The sequence below is a fragment of the Burkholderia sp. MBR-1 genome (assembly GCF_013822785.1).
Taxonomy (GTDB): Bacteria; Pseudomonadota; Gammaproteobacteria; order Burkholderiales; family Burkholderiaceae; genus Burkholderia; species Burkholderia vietnamiensis.
Genome location: NZ_CP053610.1, coordinates 1,630,647 through 1,644,745, shown reverse-complemented (window position 1 = coordinate 1,644,745; position 14,099 = coordinate 1,630,647). Strand labels below are relative to the sequence as shown.

The following is a 14,099-nucleotide window of genomic DNA, read 5'->3' as shown; positions in this document are numbered from 1 at the left end:
ACGTGCCGGGGAGATGCTGCGTCTAGCGATTAACTACACGTCGCATCAATCGCCTCTGGCCGCCCGTTGCAAAACCGGCGGCCTTTTTGTTTTTGCCCCCTTCGAGACGGAGAGAGTTGATGCAACTTACGTTGTATGACACCTGGTCGCGTACCGTGCGCTCGTTCACGCCAATTCACGCTGGCCGCGTTGGCATGTATTGCTGCGGCCCCACCGTCTATGACCATGCGCATATCGGCAATCTAAGAACGTATGTGTTCGAAGACATTCTGCGCCGGGTGCTCATTCGCAACGGCTACGAGGTCCGTCACGTCGTCAATATCACCGATGTCGGTCATCTGACTTCGGATGCTGACGAAGGCGAAGACAAGATGGAAAAAGGTAGCAGACGGACCGGAGAGTCAGCATGGGCTATCGCTCAGCGCTACACCGAGGCCTTCTTCGCGGATTGGCATGCCCTCAACTTGCTGGAGCCGACGGTATGGTGCCGTGCGACCGATCACATCGCCGAACAGATCGCGTTTATCGGCGAGTTGGAACGGTCAGGCTACGTATACAGGACCAACGACGGCCTCTATTTCGACACAAAAAAGCAGGACGATTACGGCTTTCTGGCCCGGCTCGACCGTGCCGGCCTGCAGGCGGGCAAGCGCGTCGTAGTTGGTGCCAAGCGGAACATCACAGATTTTGCGCTATGGAAGTTCAGTCCGGCGGGCGTAACGCGGCAGATGGAATGGGATAGCCCATGGGGGCGTGGATTTCCGGGCTGGCATATTGAGTGCTCGGCCATGTCGGCGAAGCACCTCGGCATCTGGTTCGACATCCACGGTGGCGGAGAAGACCATATCGCCGTGCATCACAGCAACGAGATTGCACAAACTCAAGCGGCCCACGGCACTCGGCTTGCGAACTTCTGGATGCACGGACATTTTCTAACGCTCGATGCCAACACGAAGATGTCGAAGTCGAGTGGCGATTTTGTTCGCTTGCAGACCTTGCGCACTCGGAACATCGATCCACTTGCCTACCGTTTCCTGTGCATGACGGCTCATTACCGGAGCAAGCTGCATTTCAGCTGGGCGTCTCTTGACGCAGCGCAGACAGCCTTGAACCGGCTGAGGCATCTCTATTCCGGTTGGCCGGACGGTGGCCGCATCGATCCGGATTTCGCCGCGCGCTTCGACGCCGAAGTGAATGAGGACCTGAATCTGCCGAGGGCATTGGCCGTGCTATGGGAGTTGGTCAAGAGCGAGCTCCCATCTGCGACCTTGAAAGCGACTGTCGACAGCTTTGATTATGTTCTGGGCCTTGGGTTACGCGATTGGAAGCCAGTTGCGTCTGACATTCCGGAAAGCATCCGAGTGTTGCTCGGTGAACGTGCTCAGGCCCGAGAGGCAAAGGATTGGGCAAAGGCCGATGAGATACGAAAGATGTTAAACGCCCGAGGCTGGAGAGTCGAGGATGGCAACGACGGACAACGTCTGATCGAAATCGCCACGCCCTCGACAGATATCTGAATGGGTGTTAGCTGCATGGGAGCCGCACTGAATGTCCGGATGGCACAGGCTCGATTGACCGCTTGGGGTCGGTGCGCGCCGTCCTCCGATCCAACGCAGTGTGACGGCGGCATCGGGCGGTCGTCGGCCACAAGCGGTCGGCCGACCACGCAGTCGGAATCGGCGACAATCACGACGAGTTGAGCATATTCCGTGCGACCATGTCCAATGACCAAAGAAATGTTTGCCAGCGATTCGGTACAGAATAATGCGTATGAACACTTTGGGAAGCTCTGAATTACGACGCACTTTGATGGCACTGGGGATCGTCCTGTTGACCGGTGTCTCTATGTTCTACGCGACCGACGAGGTCGGGCAAGCAGATATTGATCGTCCATCGATTGAGCGAACAACCACCAAGACCGCTGGTGTTTGGCAGTCCACGACGCGTATGGTGCTCGCCCGCTACGGGCATACCGCAACCTTGCTACCCAATGGCAAGGTGCTGGTGGCTGGTGGTTTCGGTGGCCCCGGAGGCGGCGGTCTTCTGGCGGTGAGCGAGCTTTACGATCCCGCCCACCCAAAATGGTCCAAGGCGGGCGCCATGGTGCTTCCACGCCAAGCGCACAAAGCGGTCTTGTTGGCCGATGGCAATGTGTTGGTGGCCGGCGGGCTGGCCGCTGACTCAAATAACCTCTCTGCGACGCCTTCGGCTGAGGTCTATAGCCCTACCCGTGGCGTTTGGAATCGTGTCGGGAACATGGCGACGGGGCGATTGGGCCATACGATGACTGTCTTGAAGGACGGTCGCGTGCTTGTCACCGGCGGCCATCGCGCGGATGACGTGATGGATGACGACGCTTTTGCTTCGGCCGAGCTGTTCAATCCCACCGATGGCCAATGGGCAGTCACCGCCAGTATGAGTATTGGACGTCGGGGCCACACTGCCACGCTGTTGCCGAACGGCAAGGTGCTTGTGGTTGGCGGGAGAATGGCGGGGAGCAACGGCGACGCGACCGCCATGGCTGAACTCTTTGACCCCGTCAAAGATACTTGGGTAGCGGTTGCCCCGATGAGGAACGCGCGCTACGGTCACTCCGCAACGCTTCTGCGAAGTGGGAAGGTACTCGTCGTGGGGGGCGAGGACGTCAAGAAAGCCGGCGACGACACCAAGAGGTTGGATGCCGCGATGGCGGAAGTCGTCAAGGAGAAAGGCTCGGACTTCACATCGACCGACTTGGCCATCGCGCTTGCCAAGGATCCCGGGCCTTATCGAAGCTTGGCCGAAATTTACGATCCAGTCACGAACCAGTGGTCGCCCGCGGGAAACCTGAACGCGGCGCGATCTGGGGCTCGCGCTGTGCTGTTGCCGAATGGAAACGTGCTTGTGGCACGAGGCGCTGATGACGAAAGCCTCGACCTTAATTCTTCAGAGATCTATGACGTAAAGACGGGTGTGTGGCGCCTGACGGCGCCCATGAACGACGGCGTGGGCATAGGGGCCACGCTTACCGTGCTGCCCGGTGGTGAGGTGCTCGCTGCGGGCGGGGATCGAGGTTACGTCAAGTCCAAGCCGGGCCTTCGAGAGCGTTTGGCGCAAGGAATCTATCGGGCAGACGATTTCAACGATAACAGCGCACTCTCCTCCGCAGAAATCCTGCGCTACTGATCACTTGATGCGACGCACCTCGCGAAACGCTGCGTTGGTCACGTTCATGTACAACCGATAAGCCACAGCAGAACCCGGAGCGGTGGGGAGGAGACTACGCTAACACGAACGACTGGTTCGGAGAAAAACGGGTGACCGCAGTGGGTCGATCACGGCCCTTGATGAAGTGACGGCAAAAGCAATCTTAGACCTGATCTGACGCTAACTGAGACATCAGGTCTTGACTTACGCAAATTCAAATGCGCCGAACCAAGCGCACCCGACTAAGCGCACCGCCCCACGGCCCCACCGCTGTCACAACACCGTCCACCTCGCGCCGCGCGTGCCGAAGCACACAGCCTCAAACCCGCTGCAGATGCGCATCGACGAGCGGCGCGAGCGTATCGGCATGCACGGCCGCGAGATCGTGCCGGCCGCCCGGCACCAGATGCAGCCGCGCATCGGGCAGCCGTTCGAGCAGGCGCTGGCCGGCCGCGACCGGGCTGATCGGATCGTCGTCTCCCCACAGCAGCAGCGTCGGTTGTGCGATGCGTCCGATCGCGTCGGACAGGTCGACGTGCAACGTCAGGAACCAGTCGGGCAAGTGCGGATTTGCGCGCGCGAAATCGGTGCGCCAGTCCTGCGCGCCGAGGCCGCGCATGTCGAGGCCGCCGGACGTGACCGTCAGCACCAGATGCGTGACGAGTGCCGGACGTTCGAGCGCCGCGTGCATCGCAATGACCCCGCCCATCGATTGCGCGATCACGGCGGTCGGCCGGTCGATCGTGTGCAGCACGCGGCGCACGAGGCCGTCGAAATCGGTGACGTCGGGATCGGCCGGCGTGTCGCCGAAGCCCGGATAGCCGACGATGCGCCGTTCGGCCGGATGTACGAGGCGGCTCGCGAGCGGCTGCCAGAACGCGGTGCTGCCCGACGCGCCGGGCAGGAAAAGCAGTTGCGAAGGAACGGGCATCGGGCGGTGATTTTCCAGTAAAAGAAGGATGGCGAACGTGACCTGACGGCGCGTCAGCAGCGGCCGGTGCGCAGCGCGACGGCCCACTCGTCGCGGCCGCGCGCGGCGGCCGTGTCGGCAGCCGTCTGCCAGTCGTATTCGACGGTATGGAGTTCGGCGTGCCAGCCGGCCGGCGTGCGCGACACGATCGCATAGCGCGCGTGCGGCGAGCCGGTTTCGATCCGGTGCGGATACGGGAAATCGTCCCGGTAGGCCGGCAGCCCGACGCTGCCCGGGTTGACGATCGTGCGACCGTCGGCGAGCCGCGCGACGCGCGGCACATGCGTGTGGCCGCACAGGATCAGCGACGCCGGCTCGTCTTCGGCGCGCTGCGCGATTTCGTCGGGCGTCGCCGCGCGGCAGCCGTCGCGCGTCACCGTTTCGAGAAAATAGTCGAGGTCGCTCGCGGGCGTGCCGTGCACCAGCAGCACGTCGTCGCCGAGCGTCGCGCGTTCAGGCAATGCGGCGAGCCACGCGCGGTGGCGCTCGTGCAGCGTGTCGTGCGCCCAACGGTCGGACAGCCCCATCGCGTCGCGCGTGCGCTCCAGCAGTTGCCGTTCGTGATTGCCGCGGATCGTCGGCAGATCGAGTGCGATCAGGCGATCGGCCGTTTCCGCCGGATGGAGCGCGCCCGAGACGATATCGCCGAGATTGACGATCACGTCGGCGCCGCGGCGGCGCACGTCGTCGAGCACCGCGTCGAGCGCGGCGAGGTTGCCGTGGATGTCGGACAGCGCAGCGATTTTCATGGCGGGGCGAGTCGAGCCGGGGAATGCCGATTGTCGCGAATTCGGCGCGGGCCGTCCAATCGCTTCGACGGCGGGCGCAGTGCCATTCACGAGGCCGGTGCCGGTCGCCCGACGCGTCAGTCCGTCGCGAGGCGCGCGTACATCGCGAAATCGCCGGGCACGCCGCGCACCATCCGGTACGCACGCAGCAAGCCTTCGTAGCGGTAGCCGCATTTCTGCAGCACGCGTAGCGACGCGGCGTTGCCGGCCAGCACGACGCCCTGGACGCGCATGAAGCCGTCGGCGAACGCCCATGCGGTCACACTCGCGCACAGCGCGCTGGCGATGCCGCGCCCCCAGTACGACGGCGCGAGATCGTACGCGATCTCGGCCGAGCGATTCGTGGTGGAGACCGTATGCAGCCCGATCGTGCCGGCGAGCGCGCCGGACGCATCGTCGACGATCGCCAGACGGCGGATCGAATCCGGCTGCGCCGATTCGATCGCGTCGAACAGCGGCAGCAGGTCATCGCGCGAGCGCAGGTTCCAGCTCGTGTGACGGACGACGTCGGGCACCGACAGGTACGCGTACCACGCATCGAGATCGGTACGCCCGAGCTGGCGCAGCGACAGGCCGGGAAAGCCGCAGCGCGGCGGCGCGTCGATTCTCATCGTTCACGCCGAGCGGCGGCGAACGGCAACGGCGACATGCGGTCCATGGCGGCGGGCTCCTCGAAAGGCGGTGCTCGATTATCCGGCGCTGGTTCCTCGGTTGTACAGCGGTGCTATCCAAAGATGGCGGCCGGCTTCAGCGCATGGCCGCATGCGCGCCGCAGCGCCGGTTGCATCGTCAGCGGCATCGGCAAGTCGCCGTGCACTGCGTCATTTCCCATCCTTCACGACCTTCGCGACGCGGCGGCATGCACCATGCCCGCCGCGACGCACGATGCTGCACGCGACAATATTTTTTTCTTTCATCTAAATTTCTATTTGTAATCATTCAATCGATTCCGCGTGCGATAAAACCGCTGCGCGAAAATCAGAAAAAATGACATGCACGCATCGAATTATTCGGAATAAAGTGCCGAAAAATTCGGCCTGCACAATGCGGGCGCGACACATCGTAGCGTAGCGGCACGCCCAGCGTTGACGAGAAAAGCGCGCGACATCCGCATAACGTAAAGCCGCAAAATAATTCTCGGCACAATTTGATGGAATTTTTCAGAAATCACCAATGTTTCATCTGCGCCGAATTACAGTATCAACAAACAATCGTCCGGGAGCCTCAGTCATGTCAGTGAAACGAATCGGCGCGGTATTGCTTGCGGCATGCATGATGCTCACGGCACCGCTCGCCCACGCGCAGACGCAATACTCGACGGACTGGCTCGCCAACACGTTCGGCACGCTCGCCGCGCACGTCGGCAACGGCGCGCGCTCGCTGTGGGTCGCGCCCGAAGGGGTGATCTATACGTCGTCGCGCTGGGACGAGAACGCCGGCGGCGTCGCGATCTACCAGAACGGGCAGACGCTCGGCACGATCGGCATCCATGACGAGTTCCAGGGCGGCGCGATCACCGGCAACGCGAATTCGCTGTTCGTCGCGCTCGGCTACAACCGCACGTTCGGCAGCGGCTCGGTGGGGCGCTACAACCGCAGCACGAACCAGCGCGACCTGCGCATCCCGGTCAGCACGTGGACGGGCATCCAGTACGCCGACGTGATCACCGGCCTCGCGACGGCCGGCAACCTGCTGTACGCGAGCGACTTCTACGGCAACCGCGTGCGCGTGTACACGACGGACGGCGTGTGGCAGCGCGACATCGCGGTGTCGGGGCCGGGTGCGCTCACGCTCGACGCGGCCGGCAACCTGTGGGTCGCGCGCAAGAGCGCGGGCGTGGTCGCGCAGTTCAGCCCGAGCGGCGCCGCGCTGGGCACGATCCAGATGGCGGCCCGCGCGCGGCCGGCTTCGCTTTATTTCGATGCGCCGAGCGGGCAGTTGCTGGTGGGCGACGAAGGCCCGGACATGAACATCAAGATCTACGCGCTCGCGGGCCAGCCCGCGCAGGTCGGCACGTTCGGCGTGCAGGGCGGCTATCTCGACACGACGACGGGCATCAAGGGGCAGGTCGGCGACAAGCGCTTCACGCGCATCGCGGGCATCGGCAAGGACGCGGCCGGCAACCTGTACGTGCTGAACAACGCGTGGGGCGGCGGCTGGGATCTCGGCCGCAACGGCAGCACCGACCTCCATTCGTACAGCCCGACCGGCGTCTTGCAATGGAAGTTGCAGGCGCTGAACTTCGAGGCAGCCGCGGCGCCCGATCCGCTCACCGACGGCGCGTTCTTCTACAGCGGCAACACCGTGTACACCGGCACCGCGGGCGGCACGTTCGTCGCGAACACGATCGATCCGTTCACCTATCCGAAGGATCCGCGCCTCGACATGAACGACTATCAGCGCGGCCAGCATTTCGGTCAGCTCGCGCGGGTGAACGGCACGCGGATGCTCGTCGCGACCGGGCAGAACCCCGGCAACTACAACATCTATCACTTCAACGCGGCGAACGGCTACATCGCGATTCCAGACGGTTCGATCCCCGGCAAGCCGTTCAATACGAGCCTGCAGGCGACCGCCGGTTTCATGCTCGACGACAACGGCGACGTCTGGGCCGGCCTCGATCGCACCAATACGATCTCGCACTATCCGATGACGGGCCTCGACGCGACCGGCAAGCCGTCATGGGGCAAGCCGGTGCAGATTCCGATTCCGCGCACGGTGCTGCCGCTCACGCGGATCATCTATCAGGCCGACAGCGACACGATGATCCTCGCGCAGGGCATCGCGGGCACCTGGGACTGGACGGCGATGAACGGGCACATCGAGGTCTATCGCGGCTGGAAAGCCGGCAATACGACCACGCCGAACGTCGCGATCGACCTGACCAGCGCGAACCCGAAGTCGATCGCGGCGGCCGGCCATTACCTGTTCGTCGGCTACGTGCACACGGTGCCGAACGTCGACGTGTTCGATCTGAACACCGGCAGCCTCGTCACCACGCTGACGAACTCGAACACGGCGGCGATGGATGTTGGCAACGACGTCGACTCGATGTACGGAATTCGCGCGTATCTGCGCTCGACGGGCGAGTACGTGATCACGAAGGACAATTACAACGGTTCGAGTCTCGTCGTGTATCGCTGGCGGCCGTGACGCGCGTGTGGCGCGCGGCCGCCGCGCATCAGAACGACACCGTGGTCGTCAGCGTGACGAGCCGCGGCTCGCCGACCGCCACGATCAGGTTGCTGTTGCTCGACGGGTAGTAGGTCTTGTCGAGCAGGTTCTTCACGTTCAGCTGGATGCGCGTTGGGAACTTGCCGACCATCGTTTCATACGCGGCGAACGCATCGACCGTCACGTAGCCGGGCAGCGTGAAGCTGTTCGCGGTATCGCCGGGCCGCGCGCCGACCAGCCGCGCGCCGCCGCCGAAGCGCCAGCGTCCGGGCAGATTCGCGATCGCCGTGTCGTACACCGCGAACAGGCTGCCGGTGTGGCGCGCGACGTTGACGAGCGGCGTGTCGCTGTCGCGATCGTTCGCGTTCGTGTAGGCGTAGCTGCCGATCAGGCTCAGGTGCCGCGTGAGCTGCCCGGCGACGTCGAGCTCGATCCCGCGCGAGCGCGCGGTGCCGATCGTCGACGTCAGGTCGCCCACGGTGACCGCGACGTTGCGCTTGTCGATCTGGTAAGCGGCGAGCGTGCCGCTGATCGCGGGCGTCATGCTGAACTTCAGCCCGGCCTCCAGCACGCGGCCGAACTCCGGCGCGAGCGGCGCGGCGACGTTCGACGCGACGTTCGGCTTGAACGAGCGGCTCACGTTCGCGTACGCGGTCAGCGACGGCGTGAGCGCATACGCGAGCCCGAACTGCGGTAGCCACACGTTGCCGTGCGAGCGGTCGGCGAACACGAACGGCCGGCCCATTCCCGATTCCTGCTGCCAGTCCTCCCAGCGCAGCCCCGCCGACGCGGTGAGCCGCTCGGTGAGCTTCACCGTGTCCTGCACGATCATCGAATACGCGTGGACTTTCGACAGCGAATCGCTTTGCTTGGCGCTGACCGTGCCGCCCGGCGCGAGCAGGCCGTACACGGGATCGTAGAGATCGAAGCCCTTGGTCGCCGTGCCGCGGATCGTGTCGCCGCGGAAGCTGCGTTGCCGTTCGTATTCGCCGCCGATGTACAGCGCATGGTGCATCCCGGCGAGCGTCAGGTTGCCGAGCAGGCCGAGCGTCGCGATCTGATCGGCGTCGTTGCGGCCGAGGTTCGCGTCGGACGAGCGCGTCAGCGCGCCGGTCTTGCTGTTGAACGCAGTCGCGCGCGTGAGGTACTGATCGTAGCGATCGCGGCCCCAGCCGTAGGTCGCGCGGACACGCCAGGCGTCGGAGAAGCGATGCTCGATGCGCGCGCGCAGCGTTTCCTGGATGCCGGCGCTCTGCGACCACGCCTCCTCGTAGCGGCGGTAGCGCAGCGCATCGTCGGGGCGGCCGTTGACGAGCACGGTGCCGCGGTCGAACGGCGTCGTGTAGTCGACGTATTGATAGGCGACGTCGATCGACGTGTTCGCGTCGTGCCACGACAGCGCGGGCGCGATCAGCGCATCGCGCTCGCGGCCGAAGCTGCGCCAGTAGCGGCTCGTGTCGTATTCGCCGGTGAGGCGGAACGCGAGCGTGCCGCCGGCGACCTGCCCCGGCTTGCCGAGCGGACCGGTGAGGTCGAACTGCGCGCTGCTGCCGCCGTGGCTCGTGCGCGATGCCGAGATCGAGCCGCCGAATTCGGCCTCCGGCTTGCGCGTGACGAGATTGATCACGCCGCCCGGGTCCTGCATCCCGTACAGCAGCGAAGCCGGGCCCTTCAGCACTTCGACGCGATCGATCGTCGCGAGATAGCTGTGCAGCACCGGCGTACGGACGCCGTCGACGAGCACCGAGCCGTCGTTGTTCGAACCGAAGCCGCGCTTGATGAACGCATCGCGCGTGCCGCCGAGCGTGTTGGTCTGCGTGATGCCGCTGACGTTGCCGAGCACGTCGTCGAGCGAGTTCGCGTGCTGGTCCTCCATCACGGCGCTGCTGACGACGGCGATCGATTGCGGAATGTCCTTGAGCGCGCGATCGTCGCCGCCCGCGATGCTGCTGGTGCGCGGCTGGTAGCCGACGGTCGGATCGGCGACCGCCGACGCGCTGACGCTGATCGCCGGCAGTTCGCGCTCGGCCGCGGGCGGCGCGGCGGGCGACGCCGTGTCGGCCGCCGAGGCCGCCGAGGCAGGCGCGGCACGCTGGGCCTGCGCGTGTGCGCCGCCGGCGACGCAAAGGGTGATCAGGGCAGGCAGGCCCGCGCGCCACGGACGCAAAGCCCGCGCGCGGCGGAGCGGTCGACGAAATGACATGAATCGTTCAATGACGGAGTGCTGAGGAAAGAGCCGCAGCGTCCGAATGCGTCACCGCGGCAGGATGCGCATGATATATGTAATGAGAATCGTTTGCAATTGTAAATGTGGGACGGCGCACGTCGAAGCCGTCGCGGCCGCGGCTCGCGAAGTGACCGCCGTGTGGGTGACACGTCGATCGTCTGCTGCATCGTGAACGGCGGCCGACGGCCGCCCGCGTGCCGCGTCTACAGGTCGAGCACGAGCAGGTCGCTGCGGGCACGCGAACAGCACGGCATGAACTGGTCGCCGGCGGCCTGTTCCGCTTCCGTCAGATACGAATCGCGATGGTCGGGCTCGCCTTCGAGCACGCGCGTCACGCAAGTGCCGCATATGCCCTGCTCGCACGAGGTCAGCACGTCGATGCCGTGGGCCGCGAGGGCGGCGACGACCGTGCAATCCGCCGGCACGTCGACCACCTTGCCGCTGCTCGCGAGCCGGACCTGGAACGCGCGCTCCGCACCCGACGCGACGACCGCGCCGCCGAAGAACTCGTAGTGCAGCCGCGCGTCGGGCCAGCCGCGTGCGCGTGCGGCGTCCAGCACCGCGTCCATGAAGCCGCGCGGGCCGCAGACGTACAGGTGCGTGCCGGCAGGCGCCGCGTCGAGCGCGGCGGGGAGATCGAAGCGCTGCGCGGCGTCGCCGTCGTCGACGTGCAGGCGCGTGCGGTCGCGGAACGCGGCGGTATTGATCTGCTCGACGAACGCCATGCGTTCGAGCGAGCGCGCGCAGTAATGCAGGTCGAACGACTCGCCGGCCGCGGACAACTGTTCGGCCATGCTGAGCATCGGCGTGACGCCGATGCCGCCGGCGAGCAGCAGATGATGCGAAGCGTCGCGCGCGAGCGGGAACTGATTGCGCGGCATGCCGATGCGCAGCGTGTCGCCCTGCCTGACCTCATCGTGAATCGCACGTGAGCCGCCGCGGCCGTCGGCGTCGCGCAGCACCGCGATCCGATAGCGATCGCCGTGGCGCGGGTCGTTGCACAGCGAATACTGGCGCACGAGGCCGCCCGGCAGATGGACGTCGATATGGGCGCCAGCGTCGAAGCGCGGCAGCGGCGAACCGTCGTCGGCGACGAATTCGAAGCCGCAGATGTCGCGCGCTTCCTGCCACTTGCGGGCGACCCGGACGGTCAGCGTCGGCGCGCTCACGACGCCGCCTCGATCCGCACGACCGCACCCGCGGCCGACGGCGCGCCGGCCGCCTCCTCGGCGGCGAGCAACCGGTCGATCACCTTGCGCGACAGCACGCCGCCCGCGTCGATATTGAGCTTCAGCAGCTTGCGCTCGGGCCATTGCTCGAGATTGCGCTGCTGGCGCTCGAGCATCTCGAGATCCTCGGCGAAGATCTTGCCCTGGCCTTCGCGGATCGTCGCGGTCAGCGCATCGTCGTCGGGCCGGAAGTTGCGCGCCATTCCCCAGAAATACCAGATCGAACCGTCGGTTTCCGGCGTGATGAAGTCGACGACGATCGACGACGCCTTGTGCTCCGCCGGCGCGTCGTAGCCGCCGTGGCCCGCATGCGCGACGCCCACTTCGATCATCACGTGGCTCGGTGGCGTGAAGCGGCAGATCTGCCAGCGGTCGACCGGCACGTCGTCGGCGAGCCCGTTGCCGCGCAGCGCCATCTGCCAGAACGGCGGCGGCATCACGTTGTGCATGAAGCGGCTCGTGACGACTTCGTCGCCGTGGCTGGTGGTCTTCGGCGGTGCTTCGTCGATTTCCTTCTGGCCGATGCTCGTCGCGTGCACGTAGGTCTCGTGCGTGAGGTCCATCAGGTTGTCGATCATCAGCCGGTAGTCGCAACGGATGTGATACAGGCCGCCGCCGTGCGCCCACGCCGGATCGTCGGCCCACGTCAGCGCGGGCAGCGCGGCCGGATCGGCGCGGGACGCATCGCCCGGCCACACCCACACGAAGCCGTAACGCTCGACCACCGGAAAGCTGCGGATCGCCGGAAAGCCGCCGACGCGCTGGCCGGGCATCGCCGCCGTCTTGCCGTTGCAGCCCATCTCCAGCCCGTGATAGCCGCAGACGAGCACGCCGTCGCGCACGAAGCCGAGCGACAGCGGCGCGCCGCGGTGCGGGCAGAAATCCTCGAGCGCGGCGACGCGGCCGTCCGCCGCGCGATAGAACACCATCGATTCGTTGCAGATTTTGCGGCCGAGCGGCTTGCCGTCGATTTCATCGGGCGTGCATGCCACGTACCAAGCGTTCTTGAGAAACACGTTCGTCGTCTCCTTCGGGGCGGTGCCGGTGGTCGGCACTTCTTCATTCCGTGTACTGAATGAGATTCAGTGTACTTATCGAAATGGGCGACGACAAGGCGGACGGTATACTGGTTTTCCCGGCCAATGGCGCGACGCTGCGCGATGCCGCTGGCGCGCGCAACCGCGCGCGCCGCCTTATGTGACCGACTCATCCATGGAAAAAACGAATCCCGCCGACGTGCCGGCTTTCCCGTTCGATCTGTACGACGAACCGGGGCACCTGATCCGGCGCGCGCACCAGATCGCGGTGGCGATGTTCTACGAGAAGCTGGGGCGCGACGTCACGCCGGTGCAGTACGCGGTGCTGAGGATGCTCCAGGAAAGCCCGGGGCTCGACCAGGTGACGCTGGCGCAGCGCGTCGCGCTCGACACGTCGACGACCGCCGATCTGGCGGCGCGCCTCGAAGCGAAAGGGTTGATCGTGCGCGAAGTGCTGCCGCGGCGGCAGCGGCGCCTGCTGTTGACGCCGGCGGGCGTCGAACTGCTCACGCATCTGATTCCGTCGGTGCAGGCGTTGCGCGCGGGCCTGTTCGACGGGATGGGCGAAGACGATTCACGCGAACTGGTGCGGCTGTTGCGCAAGTTCGTCCATTTGAACAACGAGCAAAGCCGCGCGCCGTTGCGGGCCGCGGACGCGTCGTAGCGGCAGCGAGGCGCCACCGCGCCACGCGCGTCGAGTTGGGGGTTACGGCGGCACAACACCGCCGCCCGCATCATGCCTCCGGCGCGTGTCCTTCCAGCCGGCGCATCGCTTCGGCCACCTCGTTCCTGAAGCGCACCAGCGCCGCCTGCTCCGGCGCGGGCGGCTGCACGGCCGCCCACAGCATGTCGATCAGCTGCGTGGCCGTCGTTTCCGTGTCGAGCTTTCGGTGCCCGAGGATCGCGTCCCACAGCACGTGCTCGATCGGCCCGAACACCATCGAGCGCAGCAGGCTCAGCGGCATGTCGCCGCGCACCTGGCCGGCCGCCTGGCCGCGCGCCAGCACATCCATCAGCGGCGCCGTGTAGCGGCGCTGCAGCGCGGTCAGCTCGTCGCTCAGCGCATGCTGCTTCGCGCGGCCTTCCGACAGCACCAGCGCACACAGCCCCGTGCCGTTCACCAGCATCAGCCGCAGGTGCGTGCGCACGATGAACGCGAACTGCTGCTGCACCGACGCTTCCTGCGGCATGCCGAGTTCGAACGCGGCGATGATCTCGTCGTACCAGTCGGCGATCACGCGCGCACACAGCTCGCGCTTGCCGCGGAAATAGCTGAACACCGTCGCCTCCGACACGCCGACGCGCTGCGCGATCTCGGCAGCCGTCGCATGCTCGTAGCCCTTTTCGGCGAACACCTCGCGCCCGGCGCGCAGGATGTCCTGCACGCGCTGCTGGGACTTGCGCCCGGCGGGGGCGCGCGACGGCTCGGCGCGCTCGGCTTTGGCGGTGGCGGTCATGGTGTCGGGGCGGGCGTCTGTCATGCCCGCA

12 protein-coding genes are annotated in these 14,099 nt (G+C 65.7%); 5 read left to right on the top strand and 7 right to left on the bottom strand.

What is annotated here, in order from left to right:
• The first annotated feature begins 119 nt into the window (after nt 1–119).
• Both cysS and MBR110_RS21970 read left to right on the top strand, forming a co-directional pair.
• Complete coding sequence (gene cysS / locus MBR110_RS21975) at nt 120–1,517, top strand: cysteine--tRNA ligase (protein ID WP_181709336.1); 1,398 nt, start codon at nt 120–122, stop codon at nt 1,515–1,517.
• A 253-nt stretch (nt 1,518–1,770) separates the two neighbouring features.
• Nucleotides 1,771–3,165 (top strand): Kelch repeat-containing protein, encoded by a 1,395-nt coding sequence (locus MBR110_RS21970; protein ID WP_196480344.1) that lies wholly within the window; start codon nt 1,771–1,773, stop codon nt 3,163–3,165.
• Between the two features lie 340 nt (nt 3,166–3,505).
• Here MBR110_RS21970 and MBR110_RS21965 read toward each other — a convergent pair whose 3' ends face one another.
• From MBR110_RS21965 to MBR110_RS21955, 3 genes are all read right to left on the bottom strand, one after another.
• Complete coding sequence (locus tag MBR110_RS21965; RefSeq protein WP_034195550.1) at nt 3,506–4,117, bottom strand: alpha/beta fold hydrolase; 612 nt, start codon at nt 4,115–4,117, stop codon at nt 3,506–3,508.
• Nucleotides 4,118–4,170: 53 nt separating this feature from the next.
• Nucleotides 4,171–4,905 (bottom strand): metallophosphoesterase family protein, encoded by a 735-nt coding sequence (locus tag MBR110_RS21960; protein ID WP_011880854.1) that lies wholly within the window; start codon nt 4,903–4,905, stop codon nt 4,171–4,173.
• 116 nt (nt 4,906–5,021) lie between these two features.
• Nucleotides 5,022–5,555: a GNAT family N-acetyltransferase gene (locus MBR110_RS21955; RefSeq protein ID WP_181709335.1), complete on the bottom strand. Its 534-nt coding sequence runs from the start codon at nt 5,553–5,555 to the stop codon at nt 5,022–5,024.
• A 123-nt stretch (nt 5,556–5,678) separates the two neighbouring features.
• Here MBR110_RS21955 and MBR110_RS21950 point away from each other — a divergent pair, with 123 nt between their 5' ends.
• Nucleotides 5,679–5,879, top strand: coding sequence for a hypothetical protein (locus MBR110_RS21950; RefSeq protein ID WP_045577694.1), 201 nt, complete (start codon nt 5,679–5,681; stop codon nt 5,877–5,879).
• A 295-nt stretch (nt 5,880–6,174) separates the two neighbouring features.
• The gene (locus MBR110_RS21945) at nt 6,175–8,097 is read left to right on the top strand and encodes an SMP-30/gluconolactonase/LRE family protein (protein ID WP_059896487.1); all 1,923 of its coding nucleotides are present in this window, start codon (nt 6,175–6,177) and stop codon (nt 8,095–8,097) included.
• Between the two features lie 28 nt (nt 8,098–8,125).
• Here the strand turns inward: MBR110_RS21945 and MBR110_RS21940 are convergent, their stop codons facing one another.
• From MBR110_RS21940 to MBR110_RS21930, 3 genes are all read right to left on the bottom strand, one after another.
• On the bottom strand, nt 8,126–10,321 hold the full coding sequence (locus MBR110_RS21940) for a TonB-dependent siderophore receptor (protein ID WP_181709334.1): 2,196 nt from the start codon (nt 10,319–10,321) through the stop codon (nt 8,126–8,128).
• A 227-nt stretch (nt 10,322–10,548) separates the two neighbouring features.
• The gene (locus tag MBR110_RS21935) at nt 10,549–11,514 is read right to left on the bottom strand and encodes a PDR/VanB family oxidoreductase (protein WP_059622862.1); all 966 of its coding nucleotides are present in this window, start codon (nt 11,512–11,514) and stop codon (nt 10,549–10,551) included.
• Entirely contained in the window at nt 11,511–12,590 is a 1,080-nt protein-coding gene (locus MBR110_RS21930; protein WP_041494232.1) for an aromatic ring-hydroxylating dioxygenase subunit alpha, read from the bottom strand. Before MBR110_RS21930 ends, MBR110_RS21935 begins: the two co-directional genes overlap by 4 nt.
• Nucleotides 12,591–12,786: 196 nt before the next feature.
• On the opposite strand from MBR110_RS21930, the gene MBR110_RS21925 reads away from it, so the two are divergent.
• Nucleotides 12,787–13,275, top strand: coding sequence for a MarR family winged helix-turn-helix transcriptional regulator (locus MBR110_RS21925; RefSeq protein ID WP_011880848.1), 489 nt, complete (start codon nt 12,787–12,789; stop codon nt 13,273–13,275).
• 70 nt (nt 13,276–13,345) lie between these two features.
• Here the strand turns inward: MBR110_RS21925 and MBR110_RS21920 are convergent, their stop codons facing one another.
• On the bottom strand, nt 13,346–14,092 hold the full coding sequence (locus tag MBR110_RS21920) for a TetR/AcrR family transcriptional regulator (RefSeq protein WP_080938586.1): 747 nt from the start codon (nt 14,090–14,092) through the stop codon (nt 13,346–13,348).
• Nucleotides 14,093–14,099: the final 7 nt, after the last annotated feature.